The sequence below is a fragment of the Geitlerinema sp. PCC 9228 genome (assembly GCF_001870905.1).
In the GTDB taxonomy this organism is placed as follows: domain Bacteria; phylum Cyanobacteriota; class Cyanobacteriia; order Cyanobacteriales; family PCC-9228; genus PCC-9228.
In genome coordinates this window covers 31,961-57,400 of record NZ_LNDC01000135.1, presented here as the reverse complement: position 1 = coordinate 57,400, position 25,440 = coordinate 31,961, and the positions used below count along the sequence as shown (strand labels likewise).

The following is a 25,440-nucleotide window of genomic DNA, read 5'->3' as shown; positions in this document are numbered from 1 at the left end:
AGGAGCTATCCGCGATCGCGATCGCAATGGTTTAAATATTTTTTCTATTTCTTTTTTCCTGGTTGTTTGGCACATACATTAGGATGGCTACAAGGACATAGTAAAGTTTTGTTGTTCGTGAAGGAGTGAACGGTGGTGAACGTGCATTTTGGTTTTCGCGAGTTCTTCGCCAGTACAGCCGTGGTCGTGGTAGCCGCCCAACCAGCCTGGGCGGAACCGGCTCAAATTACTTCCGTACAGTTGCGTGAAAGCAATGGCAGCGTAGAAATTATTCTACAAACCCAAGGCGGCGATCGCCCGCAAATTTTTACCACCCGCAGCGGCAATCGCTTGGTAGCCGACCTCATCGATACGCAGCTCAACCTGCCCCAGGGAGATACCTTTCGCCGCAGCAACCCCACCTCTGGGATTGCTTCGGTGGTGCTTACCCCCCTCGATGGCAATAGCGTACGGATGGTGGTAACGGGGGCAAACACAGCCCCTAGTGCCCAAATCTTACAAAACAACCGCCAAGGAATTATCCTAGGTCTCAATCCCAATCCCGCCGTTGCCACCACGCCTCCTAGCGCTGCCCGCCAGAACCAGCAGCAACAGCAACCTTCTAGAATCCAAATGCCGCCAGGGATGAATTCCCAACAACAACCATCCCAACAACAACCATCCCAACAACAAGCACAACAGCCTTCTCCTTCCCAATCGCCAGATGTGCTGGTGCCCAATCCAGAAATTACCATTGACGGTCAGCCTGCCCCCAATGGTAGACAAGCCAGACCCACCCCACCCTTTCAACCCCGAGCTGTCGCCCCACCCGTGGGCGATATTGCTGTTTCTAATTTAAGCCCCGGTTCCGACACCATCGAACTGAACACCCAAGAAGTGGTACCACGCTTGGTTTTGCGAGATGCCCCCGTACGGGAAGTGCTTTCCCTGCTTGCCCGGGCTGCCAACCTCAACTTAATTTTTACTGGCGACAACCAAGGAGATGGGGAAGGCAATGGTGGCGCGCCTCAAACTACCATTAGCTTGGATATTCAAAACGAACGGGTACAAGCGGTGTTCAACCATGTTTTGCGCCTGGCTAATTTACAGGCCAACCGCGTGGACAACACTATTTTCGTAGGAGAACAACTGCCCAATTCCGCTAAAAATGTTATCATCCGTACATTTCGTCTCAATCAAGTGCGCGCTGCCCAGGCTGCAGCTTTTTTAAGCGCTCAAGGTGCTGAATCACAACGGGTTGTGGAAACCACACAAACGCAAGTACAAACCCAGCAAGTCGGTGAAGGAGAGCAGCAATCGACAATTACCAACAGAACGGAAGAAACTACTGTCCGGATCGATCCTTTGTCAGCGCCTAGTGAGGAGAGTAGGGGGCCTCTTTTGCTACGCGGACTTTCGATTATCACCGATGAACGGCTAAACGCCATTACTTTAATTGGGGAACCACGCAAAATTCAACTAGCAAGTTCTTTTCTAAGTCAACTTGACGCTAGGAGAAGACAAGTAGCTGTCAATGTAAAAATCATTGATATAAATCTAAATAACCAAGAAGAGGTGAACACGAGTTTTTCTTTTGGTATTAACGACAGTTTCTTTGTCAGCGACAGCGGTACGGCGATTGTCAACTTCGGCGAAACCGGACCGCCCAACGCCACCCAAGCCCAACGCACAATCAGTCCGCCGGTAGTTGACAATCCCGTCACTGGCGAACCGTTTGTAGACCCCAACAGTCAAATTCGGGTTCCCAACACGGCACCAGACCAGATTATCCAGCTGCCCGACGGCGAGATTATTCGTAGGGAAGGCGGTTCGGGTACGTTCTTTGAACCCACAGCACCAGTAACGGAAGATCCGTTTCAACCAGGCATTTCAGATATTGAGCTACCTGAAGATACGGAAATTACGTTTGATGAAGATGGTAATGCCGATATCAGTTTGGGAGATGTCGGTGAAATTACCACGGCTTTACCCAGCCTCTTCCAGTTCCCCACCAAGTTTTTGGCACGTTTGCGAGCACAAGTAGTTAGCGGTAACGCTAAAATTTTGACGGATCCAACTTTGGTAGTTCAAGAAGGACAACAAGCAAATGTTCAGCTGACAGAAGATATTGTCAAAAATGTAAATATTAATTTCGTCGATACAGAAGGGGTTAGCCGGACCGAGCGTGAAGTCAATTTTGAAGAGGTTGGGTTGACGCTCGCTGTTGATGTGCAACGAATTGATGACAATGGTTTTGTTACGCTTACAATTAGTCCCACGGTCAGTTCTCCTGGACAACGTATTAATCTAGGAGATAATGATGCTTTTGCCACAACCGTGAATACAAGGAGCGTTAGTTCCGGTCAGATCCGGATTCGAGACGGACAAACCTTAATTCTAACCGGCATCATTCAGGACACCGATCGTGTGGATGTTACCAAATGGCCAATTTTGGGGGATTTGCCGATCGTTGGCTCGTTGTTTAGAAGTACCGACCGCGAAAACGAACGTAGCGAGGTAATTGTGCTGGTGACACCACGGATTCTCAACGATAGCGAGCAATCGACCTACGGGTACGGTTATACTCCAGGGCAAGAAGCCAGACAAATGTTGCAACAACGAGGATTTCAAGTACCCGGGCAACGTTAGTTGCTTTTGTCAAACCAGCCAATTTTGCCAGGACGTTCTTTACAGGACGTCTTTTTCTTTCGCGATCGCTTGATGGGCTCTATTTTTATTCCAGAAGGAATTTACATTACTTAATATGCCGTGAAAGCCGGCTTTGGCAGTATTTGTAGCTGAAACTCTCTTTATCAGGGGATTTTGGCGCTTGACCGTCCAATTTTGTTCGCCAAACCGGGATGAAATTTGGAAAAAAAATTCCCGAAATCCACATAAATTAAAGGTTTCACCGATCCACAGCGGGCTTGCACCCTTTAGAATAATGCAGTGAAACTTTGAGGATGCAGTCATTTCAGGCGCTTCTCACCGAACCCCCTGCCATTCTCGGAGCTAGCAAGTGTAAATTGATGTAAGGAGTGTTCCTATGAATAAAGGAGAATTGGTCGATCGCGTGGCCGAAAAAGCCACCGAAAGCTTAGGCAGTAGCGTAACGAAAAAACAGGCAGACGCCGTCGTTAGTGCTGTTTTTGAAACCATTATGGAAGCTGTGTCTGCCGGCGATAAAGTCACTTTGGTAGGATTTGGTTCTTTTGAGTCCAGAGAACGCAAAGCTCGTGAAGGTCGCAACCCCAAAACTGGTGACAGAATGGAAATTCCCGCTACCAAAGTACCGGCCTTTTCCGCTGGCAAGCTGTTTAAAGACAAAGTAGCTCCTGACAGCGACAACAACTGAAGCTTGGCGCTGACAGCAGGCTTTCAGGTACCTACGTTGTTGTGGTTATTGCCCAATACAACGAGTACCCGCTCCGTGCGATCGCTGGCTGTGGTTTTCCTCGCTGGTTGAACCATCCCGTCTTGGACTTCCAAATATCTACCCAACCATCTGGTTGGCTGCCCCGGGGAATTCCCAGTGCAGCGATCGCATTTTCCTGATAGCTTGACTACCTCAGTTTTGCCTTGCCCGGCTAGGTTTTCATTCTCCTCAATTGCGCATTTGGTTTATGGCGGCAGAGTACGATCTGGTTGTAATCGGAAATCGCCCCGCCGGCGTGCGGGCAGCGATCGCTGCTCGTCAGTGGGGTGCCCGCGTAGCCCTGGTTTGGCCGCCATCGGCGACCCAAGCATGGGAAAGTAGCGGTTTGGAACTAAGAGATATTTGGGAACGTACCGTATCCACCAGAGGAAGCCTGCGGGATGATGTTTTTGCGGCTACCCAAATTCGGGGAGGAGAAAATCACCCGGTCAAACGCGCTCGTATATGGGGCGCTGAGGTAGTTCGCCATTTGATGGCCGCTCAATCGCCATCTGTTTTAGAAAGCCTGGGTATTGACCTCGTCTGCGAAACCGGTCGGTTTGTCAAATTCCCCAAACTCGCCTTTGCCATCGAACGGCGTTCCCTGCGATCGCGAGCCTACCTGCTAGCGACGGGGGTCCAACCCCACATTCCACAAATTGCCGGTTTGGTAACCACCAGCTATTTAGACAGCGAAACCATTGGCGAACTCGCCAAACGCGAAAATTTGCCATCGCAAATGGCCATTGTGGGGGCTTCCCCAGCCAGCGTTCACCTCGCCCAAATTTGGCAGCAATTTGGTAGCAACGTGACTTTATTGGTGGGAAGCTCTCACATTTTGCCGAAAGAAGACCCAGAAATTGCATACCTGCTGCAAGCTAGCTTGGAAGCCAGTGGCGTGCGCGTAATGACCCAAGCTACTGTAACCCAAGTTCAAGAAATTCAACAGAAAAAATGGGTTCTTGCCGGCAATCGTGCCATTGAAAGCGATGAAATTGTCTTTGCCACTGGCTATCAACCGGATTTGGAAGGCTGGAATTTAGAAACGGTGGGCGTCAAATGGCATTTAACCCGTACTGGGAAAAAGCGGCTGCAGGTCAATGCCAAACTACAAACCACCAACCCGCAGATTTATGCTTGCGGGAGTCTTTTGGGGGGGTACCCTTTCCCCCACATCGGCTGCTACGAAGCGGAAATTGCTGTCAAAAATGCCCTGTTTGCCCCTTGGTTTTCTCCCAACTACCAAGGCATTCCTTGGGGAATTGGTACGCAACCGGAAATGGCACGGGTGGGATTGACCGAAGCTCAAGCCCAAAGACGCTACGGCGATCGCATTGTGGTGCTGCGCCACTCGCTGACCGACCTGCGAGCCATGCAAGTGGATGGGATGCCAGTGGGATTGGCCAAACTCGTTTTGCAAAAGAGCAATGGAAAATTGCTTGGGGCTCATTTGTTACTTCCCCACGCCCGAGAACTCATCGTACCCCTGGCTGCTCTCATCCGCCAAAAAAAAAGCATCGAAGCGATCGCCACCATCGTTCCCATGATGCCCAGCTACAGCGAACTGTTCCAACGACTGTACGACAGCTGGCAAGAACAAAAGCGCCAGCGCCACCCCCTACGCCAACGCCTGCGGGAAACCTTTTTTACCTGGCGGCGGGGTTGATGTCAGTTGCTCTGTGAGGTTAAAATTCAATTTCTGTCCCCTCAAGTCATGCGATCGCAACTTCAGCAGAACCAATCCCTATGGCATGACCGCTCATAGGTGATTGGGGAACTTCGACATCCACTTGCATCGGATAAAATGATATAGTACCTGCTCGCTAAAGCCCTCACCGAAGAGAGCGAGACTTAAAAAACCGTAGTTTCCCAATTTTCGAAAAGTCAATTTAATTCCCTTCGATACAGGTTTCCTTGACTTTAGGAAAAACAAAGGAGCGAAACCGCCCTTTTTTTTCTTAAAACGAGGAAAACCAAATCCCCGTCAATACATAGCCACCCATACGGTCTCCAAACATTTGAGCGCTTGTGCTGAGCTACGCCAAAGCATTTGCTACCAGACTTGCGATCGGGGGATTTTCAGTTGGGGATGGTCTTTCTTAGCTTGGTGTTAATGCCTTGCACTGACTGGCAGAGGTAGGGCGAGGGAGATCGGCAGGAATGATGTACTCGCCTCCCAGACGACAGGCGTTGACAGGCGATTTTTGGGATTTGACCCCATCTTGGCGTTCTCTCAGCCCATCATTCCCAACTTGCCGACAGATTTCCCATCACAACTCCATCGTTTGAGCCTGGCGGCATGTCGGTTGGAGGGGAGAATTCGTAGCTGAGAGTCAACATAATGAACAAAAATAGGTTTAAGAAATTTCGCCTGCTTTTCTAGATTCTAGTACCTGGACTTGATGGTAACGGCGACTAAAGCCACACGGGGAGCTTTTCCTCCCGGCTGGGAAAGAGGCAAGGCTTTCAATCTCCCATCTTTTCTCGTAAAATACCAATAGAATCGAGAAATTATAAATTCTTTTATAGTAACTCTATTGACGCTTATGAATGATTCTTCCCAACCCGAAAAAAGACCGCGTGACAAGGTAGAAGTTTGCATCGAACTGGATGCAGAGCTCCTAGAGCAAGTCAAACACCTCACCAACGAACCCAGCAAAGTTTTTGAAGCTGCCATTCGCCAGTGGCTGCGGGGAAAAAGCAGCCGCGACGACGATTTAACCAGAACCCTGCGACGCAATCCTCCAGTTCCCCCCAGAGGCGAATGGAACGATTGATTGTTCGCTTCCCCCTACTCGCAACCGTCCCCACCAGCGCTCAAAATATGTAGAATGACAAACAGAATTCACTTATTTTTTTAGTTGCTTCAACCTTGGGAACGGTTCGAGCAAACCAAAAAAACCGAAAGGAGGTTCCAATGACCCAAGCACTCGCTTTAACCCCAGAAAACGTCGAACAGGTTCTCGACCAACTGCGTCCCTACTTGATGGCAGATGGCGGCAACGTAGAATTGGTAGAAATTGACGGTCCCATCGTCAAACTACGCCTGCAAGGAGCCTGCGGTTCTTGCCCCAGCTCCACCATGACCCTGAAAATGGGGATCGAGCGCAAACTGCGCCAAGAAATCCCCGAAATTGCGGAAGTAGAAGCCATCATGTAAGGCCAAGCGCTATAGCGCCAAAAGTAGGAGAAAAGGTACCCCAATAGCCAGTATCTTTTCTCTTGCTTGGGCTAATGCCAGTGCCAGCAGTTTCTCCCCTGGGGCGATCGCTTAGAGAATTATGAGTCATCCACTATACGTTGCTTTTATTTGGCACCAGCACCAGCCTCTATACAAAAGTTATCGCAGCGGCGAATATCGGCTGCCTTGGGTACGCCTGCACGGTACCAAAGACTATTTAGACTTAATCTTACTGCTAGAAAAATATCCCCAGTTGCGCCAAACCGTCAACTTGGTTCCCTCTCTAATTTTGCAACTGGAAGATTATATCAACGACCGCGCCAGAGACCCCTATTTAGAAGCAACCCTCACTCCTGTAGAAAAGCTCACCCAAGGACAAAAAAAGTTTGTTCTAGAACATTTTTTTGATGCCAACCACCGCACCATGGTGGATCCCCATCCCCGCTACGCCGAACTGTACGAACAAAAACAAGAAAAAGGGATTCACTGGTGTTGGGAAAACTGGTCGCTGCGCGATTATGGGGATTTGATGGCTTGGCACAATTTAGCCTGGATCGATCCCATTTTCTGGGACCAACCGGCAATTGCCAAGTTTTTTCAAAAAGGACGGAACTTTACATTTTACGATCGCCAAGAAATTTGGCAGCAACAACGGCAAATTCTGGCGCGTATCGTTGCCAAACATAAAGAACTGCAAGATAACGGACAGTTAGAAGTCACCACATCTCCCTACACTCACCCCATCTTACCGCTGCTGGCAGATACCGACGCTGCCAAAGTAGCCATGCCAGAAGTCCCGCTACCGAACAAGCGGTTTCAATACCCCAGCGACATTCCCCGACACTTGCAGCGCGCTATTGACATGTATCGCCAGCGATTTGGGGTCGATCCCAAAGGCTTATGGCCCTCGGAACAGTCGGTGAGTCCGGACATTTTGGACGATGTGGCACAAGCTGGATTTCAGTGGCTGTGTTCCGACGAAGCGGTTTTGGGATGGACCTTAAGCCGCTTTTTCAATCGCGATGCGGCGGGGAATTTACAAGAAGCAGAACTTTTATACCGTCCCTATCGCCTGCAAACCCCCCACGGCGATCTCAGCATTGTCTTTCGCGACCATCGCTTGTCGGATTTAATTGGGTTCACCTACAGTTCCATAGACCCCAAAAAAGCTGCTTCCGATTTGGTAGGGTATCTAGAAGCGATCGCGCGCCAGCTACGCCAGCAACAAAGCAGCAACAGCACCACCTTAGACCAACCCTGGCTGGTTACCATTGCCCTCGACGGGGAAAACTGCTGGGAATTTTACCAAGAAGACGGCAAACCCTTCCTAGAGCATTTATACCAACTGTGCAGCGATACCCAACAACTGCAGTTGGTCACCGTTTCCGAATTTTTGGATAAATTTCCCCCACAGGACTCCCTTCCTAGCCACCAACTCCACAGCGGTTCCTGGGTAGACGGCAACTTTGCCACGTGGATTGGCGATCCCATCAAAAACCGCGCCTGGGATTTGCTCTACGATGCGCGGAAAACCCTAGAAAACCATCCCGAAGCCACCGAAGAAACCAACCCCGCCGTCTGGGAAGCTTTATATGCTGCCGAAGGATCCGACTGGTTCTGGTGGTTTGGCGAAGGTCACAGTTCCAACCAAGATGCCATCTTTGACCAGTTATTCCGCGAACACCTAGCTGACATTTACGAAGCTTTGGGAGAACCGGTTCCCGACGCTTTACAATCTCCCTTGGAAGAACACGAACGCAAAGGCGAACAACGTCCGCAAACTTTCATTCATCCCACCATCGATGGTGCTGGAGACGAACAAGATTGGAACCATGCCGGTCGCATTGAAGTGGGTGCGGCGCGCGGTACTATGCACCGCAGCAGTCCGGTACAGCGCATTTGGTACGGACGCGATCACTTAAATTTCTACCTGCGTTTGGATTTTCAAACTGGGAAAAAACCAGGCAAGGATTTTCCTGCGGAATTCAATTTATTTTGGTACTACCCGCACCGTACAATGCACAACAGTACCTTACCTTTAGAAGAACTCCCCGATCGGGAACCGTTAAATTATTTATTTCACCACCATCTAGGCATCGATCTGCTCACTCAATCCATTTGGTTTTATGAAGCGGGGGAATACAATTGCTGGTACGCGCACAGAACCCGCGCGCAAGTGGGACTCGACCGCTGTTTGGAAATTGCCATTCCCTGGGATGACCTACCTACGGAACCGGGTTGGTCTTTAGAGCTACTTTTGGTCTTTTCCAACGCTGGTCATTTTCGTTCCCATCTGCCGGAAGACCATTTGATTACTATTGATAGTCCCTAAAGGGAGCGTGGGAGATGGGAAAATGCAACCATCATCCCCAATCCCATATGCAAAAATCCCAATTTCTTGTAGGGGCAATCCCGGTGTGGTTGCCCCTTAATTTCAGTTGCTAGATGTTGGCTTTCTACCATGCGTCGACGATCCCATGCTGTCTCCCTACCCAACAGCAGCTGGCACCAAAGCTTCGCCTGTCAAACTGAAAGCACGAACTTCGGTAATTTGAACCGGAACGATTTTTCCTCGTAGGGTATCTAAATCTCCCTTGAAGAAAGTTAGGCGGTTGCCGCGGGTTCTCCCCATGACCTGGGAAGCGTCTTTGGGATTGACACCTTCCACCAGTACTTCTTCGATGCGATTGTAATACCGTTGCGATCGCTCGGCGGCTTTGGTGGCCACCAAATGATTCAAACGCTGCAGGCGGTCTTTTTTCACTTCTTCGGAGATTTCATTTTCCATTTTAGCCGCTGCTGTTCCCGGACGTGGGGAATAAGCAGCTGTATTTAACTGGTCGAAACCAATATCGTCCACTAATTTTAACGTGTTTTCAAATTGTGCTTCCGTTTCCCCGGGAAATCCGACAATAGCATCGGCACTGATGGCTGCGTCGGGAAGGTAATGGCGAATTTTATCGACGATACGGCGATATTTTTCCTGGGTATATCCCCGCGCCATGGCTTTGAGAATGTCATTATCCCCGGATTGAAAGGGAATGTGAAAATGTTCGCATACCTTAGGCAGTTCTGCACAGGCCGCAATCAAACGTTCGGTAAAATAGCGGGGATGGCTGGTGGCAAAACGAATGCGTTCGATGCCGGGAACGTCGTGAACGTAATACAGCAAATCGGTAAAGTTGTATTTGTTCCTACCTTCTGGGGTCACTCCCGGCAAATCACGGCCGTAAGCGTCGATATTTTGACCCAACAGGGTTACTTCTTTGTATCCCGCACGTCCCAACTCTTCCATTTCCGCGCGAATGGCTTCTGGCATGCGGGATTGTTCGGTTCCGCGGACGTTGGGAACGACGCAGTAGGTACAACGCTCGTTACAGCCGTAAATGACATTCACCCAAGCGGAAATATCGCTATCCCGCCGTGGCTTGGTGATGTCTTCCATGATGTGGATGGGTTCGGTAGCGACTACCTGATTGCCATCAAATACTTGCTCTAGCAAATCCTGCAGGCGGTTGGCATGTTGCGGCCCCAAAACCAGATCCAACTCCGGTACGCGACGCATTAAGGCTTCCCCTTCTTGCTGGGCCACGCAACCGGCAACCACGAGGGTGAGTTCTGGCGTTTGGTGTTTGCGTTTCGCCTGTTTACCTAGATAGGAATAAACTTTTTGTTCGGCGTTATCGCGAATGGTACAAGTATTGTAAACAATGATATCGGCGTCGTCGGGGTCTTCGACGAAGGTGAACCCCATATCGTCTAAAATTCCAGCCATCCGTTCGGAATCGGCTTTGTTCATTTGGCAGCCGAAGGTGGTGATGTGATAGTTGCGCGGGGTTTTCATTGTCATAGATAAAGGTGCTTTTGCGTACAGTCGTCGATGGAGGAGGGCAATCGATCGATTTTTTTTGTTGCTATTTCTATTTTGACAGAAAGACAATCGTTCCCCAATCGATCGTCGATGGCGATCGCTTTTTGGAGAGCCCAATCTGGCCAATGGTAGACCTTTGATTATATCAATTTTTGTCCGTGCCTGCAGGCATTCTTGGTAAAGTTGGTAGCGTTGCTTGTCCTCCGGGAAAAAGAATGGCTAGAAGATTTTTCTAAAGCTCTGGCACTATATTTTTTTATGGTTAAGTATAATTCTTTACTCTTTTTGCTCAAGACTTTGCCAGTTTTTGTATTTTGCCTGACCCAGCTTCACCCGTATTCGGTGATTCCTATTTTTATTTCCCTGTTCGTTGTTTTTTTGATTTTGCTGGTAAAAACCATTCAAGAAATCTGGGAGGAATTTAATACTGCAGACGATGCTTATTTATATGGTCGAGATGCTCGCTATGCCAACGGCGATCGCAAATATCCCTTTGAATCTTCCGAAAACGAGGAGGCTCAAAAAAACCGACAAATCGATTTTTACATAAAACTGCTCGATTTAACCTGGCCTTTTACCAGAAAAGACCTCACCAAAGCCTATCGCCGCAAAGCCAGACAAACCCATCCTGACGTTCCCGGCGGCAGCAAACAGGCTTTTCTCCAAGTACGGGAAGCCTACGATAAATTACAAGAATATTTGCAAACCTCTCCCACTGGAAAATAATCGACGCCGCAAAAAGCTACTGCATCCTTTCCAAATCGGCGTCTCGCACCACGCGATATTCCTTGCCACCGCAATGGGGACAGCTTTCTGCCGGCAGTACCTGGTTGACCATATAAATTTCTGCATCTTCTTTTTCAGCAAATTTGACAATTTCTTCAGTAGCTACTTCTATACTTTCGCCACTATCGTATAATTGCGTTTTGATAATATCTCCCGAGTCAGCAAAATGTAAAACAGCGGCTACGTGATGAACCCGATCTTCACTTTCCCCATAAGCCGTGACTGTCAGTCGCTTGCGATTGTTTCTACCAAATCCTTTAAAGGGGAGATTTTGTTTGCTCTTGTTCATAACGTTCAAATTTTACCTACCTACGTCCTTTAGATAAGGGCGAACTACCGTTCGCCCCGACGAGATTACTTACAACTGTTTTACCTCATTTACCAGCTGCGTCACCATATCTTTCGCGCTGCCAAACATCATAAACGTTTTATTCCTGTAAAACAAGTCGTTATCGATGCCGGCAAATCCCGTACTCAAGCTACGCTTGATGACAATGGTGTTTTTGGCGGTATCTACGTTCAAAATTGGCATGCCGTAAATGGGGCTATCTTGTTGTTCCCTCGCTGCGGGATTGACCACATCGTTGGCACCAATCACCAAAGCCACGTCTGTTTGTCCAAACTGGGGATTGATATCCTCCATATCGTACAGTTGCGGGTAGGGAACGTTGGCTTCCGCCAGCAAAACGTTCATATGCCCTGGCATGCGACCGGCAACTGGATGGATGGCGTATTTTACTTCCACGCCCTTTTTCTCTAGCAAATCCACCAACTCTTGTACGGAGTGTTGTGCCTGGGCGACTGCCATACCATATCCGGGAACGATGACCACGGAACGGGCATAGCCTAACATCATAGCAGCTTCTTCCGCATCTAGAGAGCGTACGGTTTTCTCTTTTTGCGTACTGGAAGTGGCGGCAGCTGTGCCTTCGCTGGCACCAAAAGCCCCAAAGAGAACGCTGGTGAGGGAACGGTTCATGGCTTTGCACATGATGACCGTCAAAATAATGCCCGATGCCCCTACCAAGGCACCAGCGATAATCAGCATGTTGTTTTTAATGACAAAACCAGCGGCACTGGCTGCCAACCCCGAGAAGGAGTTCAAAAGGGAGATTACCACCGGCATATCGCCGCCGCCAATGGGCAACACGAACATGATGCCCAAAACCAGGGAAACAGCAGCGATCGCAGCAAAGGCGGTGAGATTGCCAGGTTCAAAGAAGAGTAAGTAGGCGCTGCTTGCTAGAAAAACCCCTAACAACGTTAGGTTAAAAGGTTGCTGCAGGGGAAATGTGAGCGGGGCACCGGGCAAGAGGCGTTGCAATTTAGAAAAAGCAATCAAACTACCGGAAAAAGTGACCCCACCAATAAAAATACTCAGCAAAATGGTGAAGTTGGTATCTGGGGAAATCAATTCGCTGCTGTTGGCTAGCTGCCAAAACTCACCGCTGGCAACCAACGCGGAAGCGGCCCCCCCCAAACCGTTGAACAGACCCACCATTTGCGGCATGGCGGTCATTTCCACTTTTTGGGCAGCGATCGCGCCAATACCGGCACCAATGGCGATGCCGATGAGGATAGTTTGGTAGTTGAGCACTTCTTGATACAGCAGGGTGGCTACCACGGCCACAAACATCCCCAAAGCCGCCAGCAAGTTGCCGCGACGGGCGGTTGCCGGACTACCCAACTGTTTGAGTCCCAAAATAAATAGGGAAGCTGCCCCTAAGTAGGCTAGCTGAATTCCAGAGTCTACGTACTCATTCATAGACTATTTGGCCTCCTCCTTCTTCTTGAACATTTGCAACATGCGGTCGGTGACGATAAAACCGCCTACCACGTTGATGGTGGCGAAAATCAAAGCAGCAAAGCCCAAAGCTTCTGTGATATCCCACTCGCGGGCACCAACCACTAACAAAGCACCAATGGCAGTAATCCCAGAAATGGCATTGGCACCAGACATTAAGGGCGTATGCAAGGTGGGTGGCACCTTATTAATCACTTCAAAACCCACAAATGCCGCTAAAACGAAAACGAATAAGGCTGGTATTAAACTTTCCAGCATCAAAAAACCTCCACAAACAAAACGAACAATACTAAAGGCTAAGTTTGATTTGAGACCCTTCCAGCAAGCTATTTAATGGCTAATTGTTCCACGAGTTCTCGCACTTTGGGGTTGACAATTTCGCCTTGATGGGTTATACAGCTTTGACTGATGATTTCGTCATCCCAATTGAGATTCAAATGGCCATCGGAGATGATGTATTTGAGTAGGGAAGCAATATTTTTGGCGTATAGCTGGCTGGCGTGAACGGGAACCGAGGAAGGAAGGTTGACAGGACCAATAATGGTAACGCCGTGGCGCACCACATCTTTGCCGGCTTCGGTCCCTTCGCAGTTGCCGCCCTGTTCGGCAGCTACGTCTACAATCACGGAACCGGGGCGCATTCTAGCAATGGTGGCGTCGCTGACCAACTGCGGTGCTTTCTTGCCGGGAACTTGGGCAGTGGTCAGGACGACATCGGAGTCCGCAATGGTATCGGCTACTTTTTCTTGAATGCGTTGTTGGGTATCCGCCGAGACTTCTTTGGCATAGCCGCCTTCGCTGCTGGTTTCTTCTTCGAGTTCTACTTCTACGAAGGTGGCACCCAAGCTTTCGATTTGTTCTTTTACCTCGGAACGAATATCGTAGGCTTGTACGATGGCCCCCAAACGGCGGGCAGTCGCGATCGCTTGCAAACCCGCTACCCCAGCACCGATAACGAATACCTTCGCAGGGCGAACCGTGCCGGCGGCTGTGGTTAGCATGGGGAAATATTTGGGCAGGGCAGTAGCCGCCAGCAAGGTGGCTTTGTATCCGGCAATAGAAGCTTGGGAAGAGAGGGCATCCATGCTTTGGGCTTTACTGGTGCGGGGGATGGCTTCCATCGCCAAAGCCGTTACTTGTTTTTGGGCTAGTTGCTGTATGAGTTCCAAATTTTGCCAGGGGTTGAGCATACCCACCAGCAGGGTTCCCGGTTGCAAAGCTTCGATTTCTTCTGGTTTGGGCGGGGCCACTTTCACGACCACATCGGCTTGAGACCAGAGCTTCGCCGGATCGGACTCGATGCTGGCACCGGCTTGTTGGTAGTCGGCGTCGGAAAAAAAGGCAGCTTCTCCGGCACCGGAGGCTACCCAAATTTCGGTTTGCTCGCTTGCCAGCCGGCGGATTACGTCGGGAACGCAAGCAACGCGGCGCTCTCCTAATTCATTTTCTTTGGCAATAGCAATTTTCATAGAGAACCTCCTAACGATTTTTCCATCCCATTTCCCTCGCCACCGCGATCGCGTGGTTGTTGCTCGTTGTTGGGGAACCGGCTAAGGGTCTAGCAATGGCTGCTGGTCAGTGTTGCGCGTGTTTGGGTGCATGGTTCCCCAGCACAGACGGGTGGGATGTGGGTCGAGATTTTCCCAACGCACGCCGGATGACTTAACTCGGCTGTTGGGCAGGCATATGGGGAGTTGGGGATAGTTCTGTTGGCGCTTTTTTCTTTCTACCTATTGGGTTGGTCCAATCTATTGCATGGTAAACCGATCCCCAAAGATGGAAAGATATTTTTAGCTTGTCTTAACAGAATTTTCCTGGACAAACAAGGCGCAAAAAGAATGGATGGTACCGAAAATCTGGCGGGGCAATTCCTTGCTGGGAAAGGGGTTTGGGGAGGAATTTTTGCTAGAGAAATCTCTGTCAGGAAGCGATCGCATCTCCGGTAGATTTTTGATAACAAGGTAGTTACTAAAGCAAAATCCTGGCGAAACCTCCTGTATTTGTGGCTATTTTCCAATGGTTGAGCGAGCAGAAAACGGGTTTCATTTCTGTTGGGAAATGAAGGGGCAAGCAACCACCGTAGCCGTATCGGTAGCCGAGCTGGAACTAATTGAGCTGGTACCAGTGTCTTTGGGGTAGGGAGTTTTGAAGCAATTTCCCTGTATCATAGAAAGTTGGATCTCCTTTCGCTTCTATGCTGGGTCGCGACCTGCACGCCGTGCGCTGGCAGTTCCTTGCCTTCTGATGGAAAGCGACGGAGAGCTTCCCGCAGCGTTATATTCCTTGAGGATTGGATAAGCCTATGTTCGCTGGAAAAAAAGCACGTTTGGTTGTAGCCGCCATTTTGGCTGGTTCTGTGGGGGTGAGTATCCCCACCGTAGCTTCGGGGCAACAGCTGCCAGGTTTTACCATTTTTGGCGGTCCCGAACAAAAAAATCAACTGAACTTTTTCCTGGAATCGGGAGAATCAGAAGATGATAGCGATCGCTACCACCTGCGCATCCCCGCCGATAAAATGGAATTGGCAGCCGCCCGCTTTGTCATCGATTACCCCGATTACTACGACGGCGAATTCAACGTCGATCGAGTCGAAGTTTTGGTAGGTGAGGGCGACAATCGCAAATCTGTAGAACTCGATGAAGTCATTTGGGACCCAGAAAACCACGTCATTGAAATTTATCCCCTCGAACCAGTTCCCGCTGGCAAAAAAGTGGAGCTGAAATTTTCCGATGTGGACAATCCCGATTTTGGCGGCATGTACTATTTCAACGCTCGCATTGAATCTCCCGGAGACGTTCCTCTGCTACGCTACATAGGTACTTGGGTGCTCACCATCGACTAATTGCCTCCAAATCCCCCCAAACCGTGTTATGATAGAATGCTGTGGTTTTTTCCAGTCCAGTGGAGCTAGCTAGCAAGGAGGGAAGTACGTATGCCGCAGCGGACATTACGCGGTACCAACCGTCGCAGAAGAAGAACCTCAGGCTTTCGGGTACGCATGCGCACCAGAAACGGGAGAAAAACCATCAACGCTCGCCGCCGCAAAGGTCGCCATCGCATTGCACTTTAATCGCTACTAACAGTTCGTCAATTCGGACGTGTTACCGCAAGAAAACCGACTCAAACATCGTCGCGACTTTTTGCTGGTCTATCAAAAAGGCAAGCGGCGGCAATCCAAACATTTGCGTTTGCGAGTTTGGAAATATGCCGATGTCTCCCCATCTGTTGGTTCGGGAGAGGGCGAGGCCACTGAAAAAAGTCCTCGTCACTCTCCTACACGCATCGGCATTTCCGTCAGTCAAAAAGTAGACAAACGAGCGGTGGTGCGCAATCGATTCAAAAGGCGCATCCGTGCTGCTTTGCGGGAGTTGCTACCACAGATGGAACCCGGGTGGATGGTGGTGGTTGGCGTGCGCCAGCGATCGCCGGAGTGCAATTACGAACAAATTTTGCGAGAATTAAAACAGTTACTGACCGAAGCTGAGGTTCTGCATGGGTATTAAAGAAGAAGTATATTATTCGGGAGGTCCCCACGTTGGGGATTTGCTCGTTGGTTTGCTTCTAGGCGTCACCATTATTTTCCTGCCCCTGACCATTGGGGCGATCGTGCGTGCCCTGTGGTTGCGCTATCGCATCACCAATCGTCGGATTACCGTAACCGGTGGTTGGATGGGGCGCGATCGCTCCGATATTGTCTACTCAGAAATAGCCAAAGTGGTCACCGTTCCCCGCGGTTGGGGTGGTTGGGGAGACATGGTCGTCACCCTCAAAGATGGAAACCGTTTGGAACTGAGAGCGTTGCCCAGATTTCGGGAAATTTACAACTACATAGAAGATAAAATTTCCGCCAAAGCCCGCCAAAAAAGCGGTGCTATCGGAGAGCGAGGCAAATCAAAGCAAAGCTCTTAGAACCAACCCACCAACAACCCCTAGGTTTTTCTTGGTTCTCCCGCTGTTTCTAGCTCCCGCAGAGCCAGGTCATCAGAAAAACCAAAATACCAAAATCGTATTCGCGGAGCAACGCTGCACCACCGAGGCGAATCGGGGCGGTTGTACTGACGAATTCGATTCAAATCTAATAGAATTGCAAGGGCGTAGGTAGACAAAAAACGAATGGACTTTGGGATTGGGTTTCTCTCCAACAATATCATGCTGCCGATCCTGGACTTTTTCTACGGGATCGTGCCTAGCTACGGTTTGGCTATTGTCGCCTTGACACTAGTCATTCGCTTTGCACTCTATCCGTTGAGTGCCAAATCGATCCGTAGCATGCGTCGCATGCGCGTAGCGCAACCAGCGATGCAGCAGCGGATTAAAGACATACAAGCACGCTACAAAGACGATCCTGCCAAGCAGCAGGAGGAAATGAGCAAGGTATACAAGGAATTCGGCAATCCCCTGTCGGGATGCTTTCCTATTTTGCTGCAAATGCCGATTCTCTTTGCTCTCTTTGCCACATTGCGGGGCTCGCCGTTTGCCGACGTTACCTATACCGTTGATGTAGACATCTTCGCCAAAGAACAAGTCGAGCGCATTCAACCGCAGCCTTATAGCACCGACTCGCAGAATGTCTATCTGGCGGAAAACAACCACGTCCCCATGAACGCCATTTTGCCCAGTGGCAATCAACTGGCGGTCGGGGAAACCACCAAGATAGAATTCCAAACCCCCGAAGGGACTCCCTTGCAGAATTTTATCCAAAAATACGATCGAGAAAACCTCTCGCCCAATTGGGAAGTTACCCAAGGTGCCGAACGGGTGAACGTACGTCCGGATGGTACCATCGAAGCGTTGCAACCAGGATCGGCGACCATTCAAGCCACCATTCCTGGGATTGCTGCCGAAGAAGGATTTCTATTTATCGAAGCCTTGGGCAGTGTAGGTGCTGTAGATGAAGATGGCACCATCCATTGGGATATCGTGGGTATGGTGCTGTTTTTCGGTGCCAGCTTGTACCTCAACCAAATCCTATCAGGTCAAGGACCAGGACAAAGCAGCAGCAACCCGCAACAGGATACCATCAACAAAATTACCCCAGTGCTGTTTTCGGGAATGTTTCTATTCTTTCCGCTGCCGGCTGGGGTTTTGATGTACATGGTGGTAGCCAATATTTTCCAAACTGCACAAACCTTTATTCTCTCCCGGGAACCGCTTCCGGAAAACTTGCAGAAATTGGTCGAACAGCAAGAAAAAGAAGCGGAAAAATCTCAGAAGAAAGACGGCAAATCCAAAGATGGGGAGCTGCCTTTTGAATCCGGGCGTTCTAAGAAGAAAGCCTAATGGTGGAACCAAGCAGCAAAAAACAGGAGCAAGGGCAAGAGTGGCTAGAAGAACTCCTCCAACTGGTTGGCTTGTCGGTTCCCGTGAAGTCAACCTTCCAAGAAAGCGAATTTGGAGCGAGTTATTGGCTGACCATTGATGCCGCGTATTTGACGCCCAAACAGGTGAAAGCCTTAACCGGGGCGCGTGGCGAAGCCCTCGATGCCATTCAATACATGGCCAATACCATTCTTAATTTAGGATGCGCCCCTGAAGAGCAAGCTGCCTATACTGTAGAGTTGGACGGCTATCGACTGCGCCGCTTGGAAGAACTCAAGCGCATCGCTTCCGAAGCTGTGGAAACTGTTCGCCAGACAGGCGAAGAACAGGAACTGAAGGAACTATCGGCGGCGGAACGGCGACAGGTTCACAATCTCTTATCAGAAGATACGGATTTGGAAACCTACAGCCGCGGTCAAGAACCCCACCGTTCCTTGGTGATTCGCATGCGCAGCTAAAAGTCTCCAATCACGGCAAGGGCAGCTTGCCCCGCGACGGTCAGGAGGTCGTTGGGATCTTTCCCCTTCCTACTGACTGCCCTGCCCGCGGCACGGCGATTCATAAAAAGTTATTGACGTTAAGACAAATATATGCTATAGAGAACCTTCGACAAAATTTTTCAATCAAAATAACTTTTTCTTTCCCCACCAACGCTTCGCTTCTCCCCCTCGCAGTCGCCTTTGGAGGTTTTCTGATGGAAACCATCTATCTCCCCCAACTCGCCCAAGCGCCAGATGCAACCGAAGAACTCGCATTTAAAGAATACTTTAGCGACCTAGAAACCCTCACTCCCGTACAAGGGCATTTAAAAGTTATCCATCAAGGCAATTATATTGAAGTTTCCGTGGCGGCGGAGACCATTGTTACCCTCACCTGCCACCGATGCTTGCAGCAATACAACCATCGCATCCAAGTGGAAACTTCGGAATTTCTTTGGTTGGATGCCGCGGCTGAAGCGGAAGAAAATCTCCCTTTAGAAAAAGAAACGCCCCTGGAAGAGTTGGTGGAACAGCTTTCTCCTTGGGGATATTTCGATCCCGCTCAGTGGATCTACGAACAGTTGTGTCTGGCAATGCCCAGCCGGCAATTATGCGATTCGGAATGTGAGGGAATTGCTCTCGAAGAGTCTGAGGAAGAACTTATTGATAGCCGTTGGGCTCCTTTGGCGGCTTTGAAAGAACAATTGTCTGGATGAAGGAGCGTTGAAGCATGAGCTTTACCGAGGAGTTTCAACTACTGCTGCGCGCCCGGTATCCGATTATTTACGTACCGACTCTAGAAGAAGAACGGGCTGAAGAAGCGATCGCGCGTTGCAGCGAAGAACAGGGCAACCGCGCCATCTATACCTGGGATTTTGTGGATGGTTACCGCGGCAATCCCAACGATGAAGGGTACGCCCGCCGCAATCCCCTGCAAGCATTGGAATTTGTGGAAGGCCTACCTGCCTCAGCCCCAGGTGTTTTTATTCTGCGGGATTTTCACCGTTTTTTGGAAGATTTGTCCATTTCCCGCAAGCTGCGCAACCTAGCCAGAAACCTCAAATCGCAACCGAAAAATTTGGTGTTGCTGACACCACGCATTGAAATTCCTGAAGACCTGAGCGAAAGCATCACGGTGATGGAATTTCCCCTGCCTACTCCACCAGAAATTCGCGCGGAAATCGATCGCTTGCTGGCAGGTACTGGCAATTCCTTGCAACCACGAGTCATGGATGAGATGGTGCGTTCCGCGCAGGGGCTGTCTGTGGAACGGGTACGTCGGGTTCTTGCCAGAGCGATCGCCAGCCACGGGGAAGTGCGACCGGAAGATGTGGACCTGATTCTGGAAGAAAAACGGCAAACCATTCGCCAAACCCAAATTCTGGACTTCTATCCCGCTAAAGAGCAAATCGCCGATATCGGTGGCTTGGACAACCTCAAAGAATGGTTGCTGCGTCGGGGTGGGGCTTTTTCCGAACGCGCCCGCCAGTACGGGTTGCCCCATCCTAAAGGTTTGCTTTTGGTAGGCATTCAAGGCACCGGCAAATCCCTCACTGCCAAAGCGATCGCCCATCACTGGCACCTGCCCCTCATGCGTTTGGATGTGGGACGTTTGTTTTCTGGTTTGGTGGGGGAGTCAGAAGCGAGAACTCGCCAAGCCATTCAAATTGCCGAAGCCGTTGCCCCCTGCGTGTTGTGGATCGACGAAATCGACAAAGCCTTCGCCGGTTCGGAAGGGCGCGGCGACTCCGGTACTTCCAGCCGCGTATTTGGCACCTTCGTAACCTGGATGGCAGAGAAAACTTCGCCAGTGTTTGTGGTTGCCACTGCCAACAATATTCAAAACTTACCGCCAGAACTGTTGCGCAAAGGGCGGTTTGACGATATCTTCTTTGTCGGTTTGCCCAACCAAGAAGAACGGCGGGCAATCTTTGAAGTCCATCTCTCCCACGTACGCCCAGCCCATCTCAAAGATTACGATTTGGATCGTTTGGCCTACGAAACCCCGGATTTTTCCGGTGCGGAAATCGAACAAGCTGTTATTGAAGCTATGCATATCGGCTTTAGTCAAGGGCGCGATTTCACCACCGAAGATATTTTAGAAGCTGCCAGTCAGGTGGTGCCCCTGGCAAGGACGGCAAAAGAGCAAATCGAGTACTTGCAAGCGTGGGCGGCTTCCGGAAAAGCACGTATGGCATCCCGTTCCAGTACGCTGGGTTCGCGCATGTCTGGACAACTGCGCTCGCCTGATTAAAGCCGTATTCGTTGCTGGGTTCCGCTCATGAATGTTTCTGGATGCTTTAAATTTATCCTCGGTTTTCTTTTAGCGATCGCCATTTTAGCCGGTGGCAGCGTGCTGGCAGCACTTTACTTTGCCGCGCGCCTGAGTGGGCGTCCGCCCAAACCCACCTTTGCCAACGACCAAGCAGCCAAAACTAAAGTTGCCCAAACCTCTCCCTCCCCCAAAACGCCTGCTACGTCTTCTCCCGCTCCCGCTCCCTCTCCTTCCCCCTCCCCTTCTCCCGCGCCTTCGCCACCCCCGAATTCCCAACCGGCGCTGGTTACTTGGCCCCAGGGCTTGATTCTTCGCGGGGCACCCAGTTACGAAGCCGATCGTATTGGTGGCATTCCCTACGAAGGCAAAGTTTATATCATCAAAAAAAGTGCCGATGGGGTCTGGGAAAAAGTCTGGGTTCCCGAAGACAACCAAAGGGGATGGGTAAAAGCTGGCAATACCCGCGAAACTTCCCAGTAGCATCGCCTCCGCGGCCATCCCTACCCACTTCACCAGGAGGGTGGCGATTTTTTCTGAGAAAAAACCCTCCAAACAATAGTTAAGAAATTTCTCCAAATCTAAATCTTAATGACAATATTTTCCCGATCCCACCCATGCCAGAATCCAGGGTGATATGTTTGAAAAAACCGAATTCGATAAAGTAAAGTTCAAACACCCTAAAAGCTCATGTACGAACCAAATTCTGGTAAAGATTTATTAACAAACGTGGTTACCGCATCTCTTGGAGCTGGCATTGTTACTTCTTTTGCCGTAGCTCAAGGCCAGCATCCCCTCCTAGCACTGGGAATTACGGCTTTTGCCGGAGTAACGGCTGTGGTTTGCGATCGCTTGGGAATTATTTAGCAGTTTTCAAAATCCGTCTAATTGGCTTTTCCCGGAAAAACAGGGCATTTTCTCCCTAAACTTCCGGGTTCTTTTTTTGGCATTTTTTAGTACAATCGGAGCGAGCATACTGCTATGGTTCGACAAAATTTATGAAGGCTTGGGTTCGCGTTTGGAAGTTCGTTGCTCGCGTCTTGCCGGTAGGAGCATTTGTCACAATTTTGCTCTTTGCCCATAGTGCCTTGGCGTTGCTACAGGTCGGGGATTCAAACAGGCAAGTGGAAATTTTGCAGCGTCGCTTGCAAGAGTTGGGCTATTTTAACGGTCCGATTACCGGATACTACGGAGAACTAACCGCCGATGCTGTAGAAGCGTTTCAAAGTGCCAACGGCTTGGCGGTTGATGGTATCGTCGGTCCGCAAACGGAGCAAGCGTTGCAGCTAAGGGGTTTATCAGGGGAGTCTCCCTCCACAGTTCCCCTACCGCCAGTTCCCAATGCCCAACCACAAACCACACCAGTCCCCGACCCGGATCTTTCCCGCAACAACCAGCGTTTTCCCCAAGGAACGGCTTCCGAGAATTTCCCCATCCAACGGGGGGATATCGGCGATCGCATCGTTCAATTGCAACAACAATTGCAAGCAGCGGGATACTACGACGGTTTAATTAACGGCATTTTTGACAAACGCCTGGAAGAAGCAGTGGAAGCGTTCCAGGAAGATAACAACCTAGACGATACGGGGCAAGTCAACCGCGAAACCCAAATTGCCCTCAATCGCCGGCAGCAGGAAGCCCAATTTTTGACTCCCAGCGGTCAACCCAGCAGCCAACCAACCACCATTCTTGAACGGGGTGATAGTTCTGATGCCGTTTTGCAGGTACAAAAACGATTGCAGGAGTTGGGATACTACGATGGACGCCTCAGCGGTCACTTCGGACCCAAAACTGAGGCGGCAGTGATTAAATTTCAACAAGACCGGGGCTTTATTGGCAATGGCATTGTCGATACGGCAACGCGCAATGCTATGGGATTGCTACCGCCGGCGGCAGCTGATGAGTTTCCGGATGCAGAAGAAACGCCGGCCAACTCCGACAATTTTCAACTGGTACCCGTTCCAGAAAACTAACAGGTTTAAAAGCTACTATACGGGAAGCAGCGCCCGCTGGCAGGACGGGCAAATCGCATGAATGGTTAGCTGACAATCGAGCAAGTGATATCCTTCTTTTTTAGCAGTTTTGGCACCAATTTTGAGGATAGAATCGTTTTTAAATTCGATTGTTTTGTTACATTTGACACAAATTAAATGGTGGTGGTGGTAAGGTTGGGGTTGGTTGAGTTCGTAATGCTTGTGACCTTCACCAAACTCTAGCTCTCTCAGAATCCCCAAGCGGGACATGAGTTTTAGGGTCCGGTAAATTGTCGATAGGCTGATGCTAATATTGCTTTCCTCTTGCAAGCGTAGATAGAGCTCTTCTGCACTCAGGTGTTCTCCTTTGGGCAGGTCTTGAAAAATTTTGAGAATGGTCTCCCGTTGCGGTGTCAAGCGCCAGCCGCGCTCGTTTAGTTCGGCTTTGAAGGAGCTGGTTGTATAAGAAGTCATATGGAATCTTCTCAAATATTGTTGCTTATTGACAAAGATAACCAGTTGTTAGGCAATTGTCAAGAAGCTGGTGATTATTGAGAAAAATTCCAATCTAGAGTGGGTGATACCAAATTCGATGCGTACAAACCGCAAAAATTTTGTCGGGTTGATTCGCGAATCGACCCGACACCAGGGAATTTCCATGGATAAAAAAGCGAGTCTGTTTGAGGTGGATTTGATGCCATCCCCAATCCGATGTAGATAAACCCACAAAAATGCTTGTGCTGAGCCTGCCGAAGCATAGGGGGAGCGCCCCCGTGCCTATCCCTACAAAAGGGACCCCCAGCGGGGGTTGCTCCTACAAAAAATCCTACAAAAAATTGTAGTTTTCCCATGTCGGTTGCCTATCTCTGCCACCGAGGCAATTTTGCGAATGGCAAGCGAAAAACCCGCTCTTGAGTTCTAGCAGCCTAACGAGTAGGTGCGATTCCAACTTAGCTTAAAGCATCTAAATAGTCGCGGACGCGGTTGCGGCGTTTGGGCTGGCGCAATTTTTGCAGTGCCTTGGCTTCAATTTGCCGTACCCTTTCCCGAGAGAGGTCCAAAGCACGACCAATTTCTGCCAAAGAGTAAGGATGGCCGTCTCCCAAACCAAAACGCATGCGAATGACATCTCGTTCGCGGCTGCTTAAGTCTGAAAGCAACTGCTGCAACTCCCGATGCAAGGCTTCTCGCATCATGAGTTCTTCGGGAGACAAATCTTCGGTTTCGAGCAGTTCTCCGAGTTGGGTTTCTTTGTCTTTGCCGACCTTTAACTCCAAAGAGATCGACCGCGGCACTCGCATGAGCACTTCCCGCACTTGCCCCGGTGTCATTTCCAACTCGCCGGCGATATCTTCTACGTTGGGGGTATACCCTTTATCTTGAGCGAGCTTGCGCTGGGCTTTTTTGATTTTGTTTAGCTTTTCGGTGATATGAACGGGGATGCGAATGGTACGGCTTTGGGTAGCGATCGCGCGGGTAATTCCCTGGCGAATCCACCAATAAGCATACGTACTAAATCGATATCCTTTCGTGGGGTCGAATTTATCCACAGCCCGTTCGAGACCTAACGTGCCTTCTTGAATGAGATCGAGCAGTTCCAAGCCCCGGTTCTGGTATTTCTTGGCAACGGAAACCACCAAACGCAAGTTGGCTTTAATCATGCGTTCTTTGGCACGCAAACCCTCCGATTGGGCGCGTTCTAATTCATCTAAAGCTAAATTGGCCAGCTCCGCCCAACGGCGTTTACCTTGACTTAAAATGGTTTTGAATTCGCTAGGGGAAACCTGAGCGGCACTCGCCCATTGTTTTCGAGAAGGGCTGTGACCGAGTTGGGAAGATAAATACTCCCGTACTTGCATCAGGTGTTCGTAGCGGGCTAAATTTCCCAACTCGGCAAGGGCAGCTTCGCGACGCAGTTCTAGCAGTTTTATGTAGCGCTGAACTTTCTGAGCTTGGGCAACCTCCTCATCCCTTCCTAAAAGGGAGACGCGACCGATTTCCTGGAGATACAAGCGCACCAGATCGGTAGTGCGATGGCTGCGGCTTGCGCTGGCTTGCTCGTTTTTGGTTTCTTCTGAGTCCTCAACCGCTATCTCAGCTTCGTTTAAATCTTCTGCTTCTGGTTCAAAATGATTTAGTTCCAACTCAGAAACAGCAGGTTGCTCGTCGTATTCAGCATTCACGGGCAAAGAGGGTATGGGCATAATTTTCCTCTCCATCACTCCACGCAGGAGGCGCAGTTAGGGGGTGCCTACACAGATAATTCCCAAAAACCAACGAAAACTTTTCTCAAGTTTGTTAAAGTTTACAAAAACTATCTCGAAGCAGCCATGCTAGGTACTGGACGGTTAAATTGTCGTC

The 25,440-nt window shown here is 49.9% G+C and carries 27 protein-coding genes; 19 read left to right on the top strand and 8 right to left on the bottom strand.

The window, feature by feature from the left end; genetic code table 11:
- The first annotated feature begins 135 nt into the window (after positions 1-135).
- A complete protein-coding gene (locus AS151_RS14920) occupies positions 136-2,628 on the top strand; it encodes a type IV pilus secretin family protein (RefSeq protein WP_071517867.1) in 2,493 nt (830 codons plus the stop codon).
- Between the two features lie 39 nt (positions 2,629-2,667).
- Here AS151_RS14920 and AS151_RS14915 read toward each other — a convergent pair whose 3' ends face one another.
- Positions 2,668-2,952, bottom strand: a complete 285-nt coding sequence (locus AS151_RS14915) for a hypothetical protein (protein WP_071517855.1) — start codon at positions 2,950-2,952, stop codon at positions 2,668-2,670.
- 73 nt (positions 2,953-3,025) lie between these two features.
- On the opposite strand from AS151_RS14915, the gene AS151_RS14910 reads away from it, so the two are divergent.
- From AS151_RS14910 to AS151_RS14890, 6 genes are all read left to right on the top strand, one after another.
- A complete protein-coding gene (locus tag AS151_RS14910) occupies positions 3,026-3,334 on the top strand; it encodes an HU family DNA-binding protein (protein ID WP_071517854.1) in 309 nt (102 codons plus the stop codon).
- 41 nt (positions 3,335-3,375) lie between these two features.
- Entirely contained in the window at positions 3,376-3,534 is a 159-nt protein-coding gene (locus tag AS151_RS22215; RefSeq protein ID WP_170861413.1) for a hypothetical protein, read from the top strand.
- Between the two features lie 68 nt (positions 3,535-3,602).
- Positions 3,603-5,060: an NAD(P)/FAD-dependent oxidoreductase gene (locus AS151_RS14905; protein ID WP_071517853.1), complete on the top strand. Its 1,458-nt coding sequence runs from the start codon at positions 3,603-3,605 to the stop codon at positions 5,058-5,060.
- Positions 5,061-5,940: 880 nt separating this feature from the next.
- Complete coding sequence (locus AS151_RS14900; protein ID WP_071517852.1) at positions 5,941-6,171, top strand: hypothetical protein; 231 nt, start codon at positions 5,941-5,943, stop codon at positions 6,169-6,171.
- A 140-nt stretch (positions 6,172-6,311) separates the two neighbouring features.
- Positions 6,312-6,554 carry a NifU family protein gene (locus AS151_RS14895; RefSeq protein ID WP_071517851.1) on the top strand — a complete coding sequence of 81 codons (243 nt, stop codon included), beginning with the start codon at positions 6,312-6,314 and terminating at the stop codon, positions 6,552-6,554.
- Between the two features lie 121 nt (positions 6,555-6,675).
- Positions 6,676-8,907 carry a glycoside hydrolase gene (locus AS151_RS14890; protein WP_071517850.1) on the top strand — a complete coding sequence of 744 codons (2,232 nt, stop codon included), beginning with the start codon at positions 6,676-6,678 and terminating at the stop codon, positions 8,905-8,907.
- Between the two features lie 156 nt (positions 8,908-9,063).
- Here AS151_RS14890 and miaB read toward each other — a convergent pair whose 3' ends face one another.
- Positions 9,064-10,425, bottom strand: a complete 1,362-nt coding sequence (gene miaB, locus AS151_RS14885) for a tRNA (N6-isopentenyl adenosine(37)-C2)-methylthiotransferase MiaB (protein WP_071517849.1) — start codon at positions 10,423-10,425, stop codon at positions 9,064-9,066.
- A gap of 279 nt (positions 10,426-10,704) precedes the next feature.
- On the opposite strand from miaB, the gene AS151_RS14880 reads away from it, so the two are divergent.
- Complete coding sequence (locus AS151_RS14880; protein ID WP_139240674.1) at positions 10,705-11,172, top strand: J domain-containing protein; 468 nt, start codon at positions 10,705-10,707, stop codon at positions 11,170-11,172.
- A 16-nt stretch (positions 11,173-11,188) separates the two neighbouring features.
- Here AS151_RS14880 and AS151_RS14875 read toward each other — a convergent pair whose 3' ends face one another.
- From AS151_RS14875 to AS151_RS14860, 4 genes are all read right to left on the bottom strand, one after another.
- Positions 11,189-11,521 carry a hypothetical protein gene (locus tag AS151_RS14875; protein WP_071517847.1) on the bottom strand — a complete coding sequence of 111 codons (333 nt, stop codon included), beginning with the start codon at positions 11,519-11,521 and terminating at the stop codon, positions 11,189-11,191.
- A 69-nt stretch (positions 11,522-11,590) separates the two neighbouring features.
- A complete protein-coding gene (locus tag AS151_RS14870; protein ID WP_071517846.1) occupies positions 11,591-12,997 on the bottom strand; it encodes an NAD(P)(+) transhydrogenase (Re/Si-specific) subunit beta in 1,407 nt (468 codons plus the stop codon).
- 3 nt (positions 12,998-13,000) lie between these two features.
- Positions 13,001-13,294, bottom strand: coding sequence for an NAD(P) transhydrogenase subunit alpha (locus AS151_RS14865; protein WP_071517845.1), 294 nt, complete (start codon positions 13,292-13,294; stop codon positions 13,001-13,003).
- Between the two features lie 68 nt (positions 13,295-13,362).
- Positions 13,363-14,505 carry a Re/Si-specific NAD(P)(+) transhydrogenase subunit alpha gene (locus AS151_RS14860; RefSeq protein ID WP_071517844.1) on the bottom strand — a complete coding sequence of 381 codons (1,143 nt, stop codon included), beginning with the start codon at positions 14,503-14,505 and terminating at the stop codon, positions 13,363-13,365.
- Between the two features lie 833 nt (positions 14,506-15,338).
- Between AS151_RS14860 and AS151_RS14850 the strand changes: the two genes are divergently transcribed.
- From AS151_RS14850 to AS151_RS14810, 11 genes are all read left to right on the top strand, one after another.
- Complete coding sequence (locus AS151_RS14850; protein ID WP_071517842.1) at positions 15,339-15,878, top strand: DUF2808 domain-containing protein; 540 nt, start codon at positions 15,339-15,341, stop codon at positions 15,876-15,878.
- Positions 15,879-15,968: 90 nt separating this feature from the next.
- Positions 15,969-16,106: a 50S ribosomal protein L34 gene (gene rpmH / locus AS151_RS20900; RefSeq protein ID WP_084639618.1), complete on the top strand. Its 138-nt coding sequence runs from the start codon at positions 15,969-15,971 to the stop codon at positions 16,104-16,106.
- 28 nt (positions 16,107-16,134) lie between these two features.
- Positions 16,135-16,539, top strand: a complete 405-nt coding sequence (gene rnpA / locus AS151_RS14845; RefSeq protein ID WP_071517841.1) for a ribonuclease P protein component — start codon at positions 16,135-16,137, stop codon at positions 16,537-16,539.
- The gene (locus AS151_RS14840) at positions 16,529-16,945 is read left to right on the top strand and encodes a PH domain-containing protein (RefSeq protein ID WP_071517840.1); all 417 of its coding nucleotides are present in this window, start codon (positions 16,529-16,531) and stop codon (positions 16,943-16,945) included. The genes rnpA and AS151_RS14840 overlap by 11 nt, the downstream gene beginning before the upstream one ends.
- Before the next feature lie 204 nt (positions 16,946-17,149).
- Positions 17,150-18,316: a membrane protein insertase YidC gene (yidC, locus tag AS151_RS14835; RefSeq protein WP_071517839.1), complete on the top strand. Its 1,167-nt coding sequence runs from the start codon at positions 17,150-17,152 to the stop codon at positions 18,314-18,316.
- The gene (locus tag AS151_RS14830) at positions 18,316-18,813 is read left to right on the top strand and encodes a R3H domain-containing nucleic acid-binding protein (protein ID WP_071517838.1); all 498 of its coding nucleotides are present in this window, start codon (positions 18,316-18,318) and stop codon (positions 18,811-18,813) included. Before yidC ends, AS151_RS14830 begins: the two co-directional genes overlap by 1 nt.
- Before the next feature lie 236 nt (positions 18,814-19,049).
- Positions 19,050-19,550, top strand: coding sequence for a YceD family protein (locus tag AS151_RS14825; protein WP_071517837.1), 501 nt, complete (start codon positions 19,050-19,052; stop codon positions 19,548-19,550).
- 14 nt (positions 19,551-19,564) lie between these two features.
- On the top strand, positions 19,565-21,088 hold the full coding sequence (locus AS151_RS14820; protein WP_071517836.1) for an AAA family ATPase: 1,524 nt from the start codon (positions 19,565-19,567) through the stop codon (positions 21,086-21,088).
- A 27-nt stretch (positions 21,089-21,115) separates the two neighbouring features.
- Positions 21,116-21,589 (top strand): SH3 domain-containing protein, encoded by a 474-nt coding sequence (locus tag AS151_RS14815; protein WP_071517835.1) that lies wholly within the window; start codon positions 21,116-21,118, stop codon positions 21,587-21,589.
- Positions 21,590-21,796: 207 nt separating this feature from the next.
- Positions 21,797-21,973 (top strand): hypothetical protein, encoded by a 177-nt coding sequence (locus AS151_RS22210; protein ID WP_170861412.1) that lies wholly within the window; start codon positions 21,797-21,799, stop codon positions 21,971-21,973.
- A 131-nt stretch (positions 21,974-22,104) separates the two neighbouring features.
- Positions 22,105-23,079: a peptidoglycan-binding protein gene (locus AS151_RS14810; RefSeq protein ID WP_071517834.1), complete on the top strand. Its 975-nt coding sequence runs from the start codon at positions 22,105-22,107 to the stop codon at positions 23,077-23,079.
- A 15-nt stretch (positions 23,080-23,094) separates the two neighbouring features.
- Here the strand turns inward: AS151_RS14810 and AS151_RS14805 are convergent, their stop codons facing one another.
- A complete protein-coding gene (locus tag AS151_RS14805; RefSeq protein ID WP_071517833.1) occupies positions 23,095-23,553 on the bottom strand; it encodes a transcriptional repressor in 459 nt (152 codons plus the stop codon).
- Positions 23,554-24,029: 476 nt separating this feature from the next.
- Positions 24,030-25,283 carry an RNA polymerase sigma factor SigC gene (gene sigC / locus AS151_RS14800; protein WP_071517832.1) on the bottom strand — a complete coding sequence of 418 codons (1,254 nt, stop codon included), beginning with the start codon at positions 25,281-25,283 and terminating at the stop codon, positions 24,030-24,032.
- Positions 25,284-25,440 lie beyond the last annotated feature (157 nt).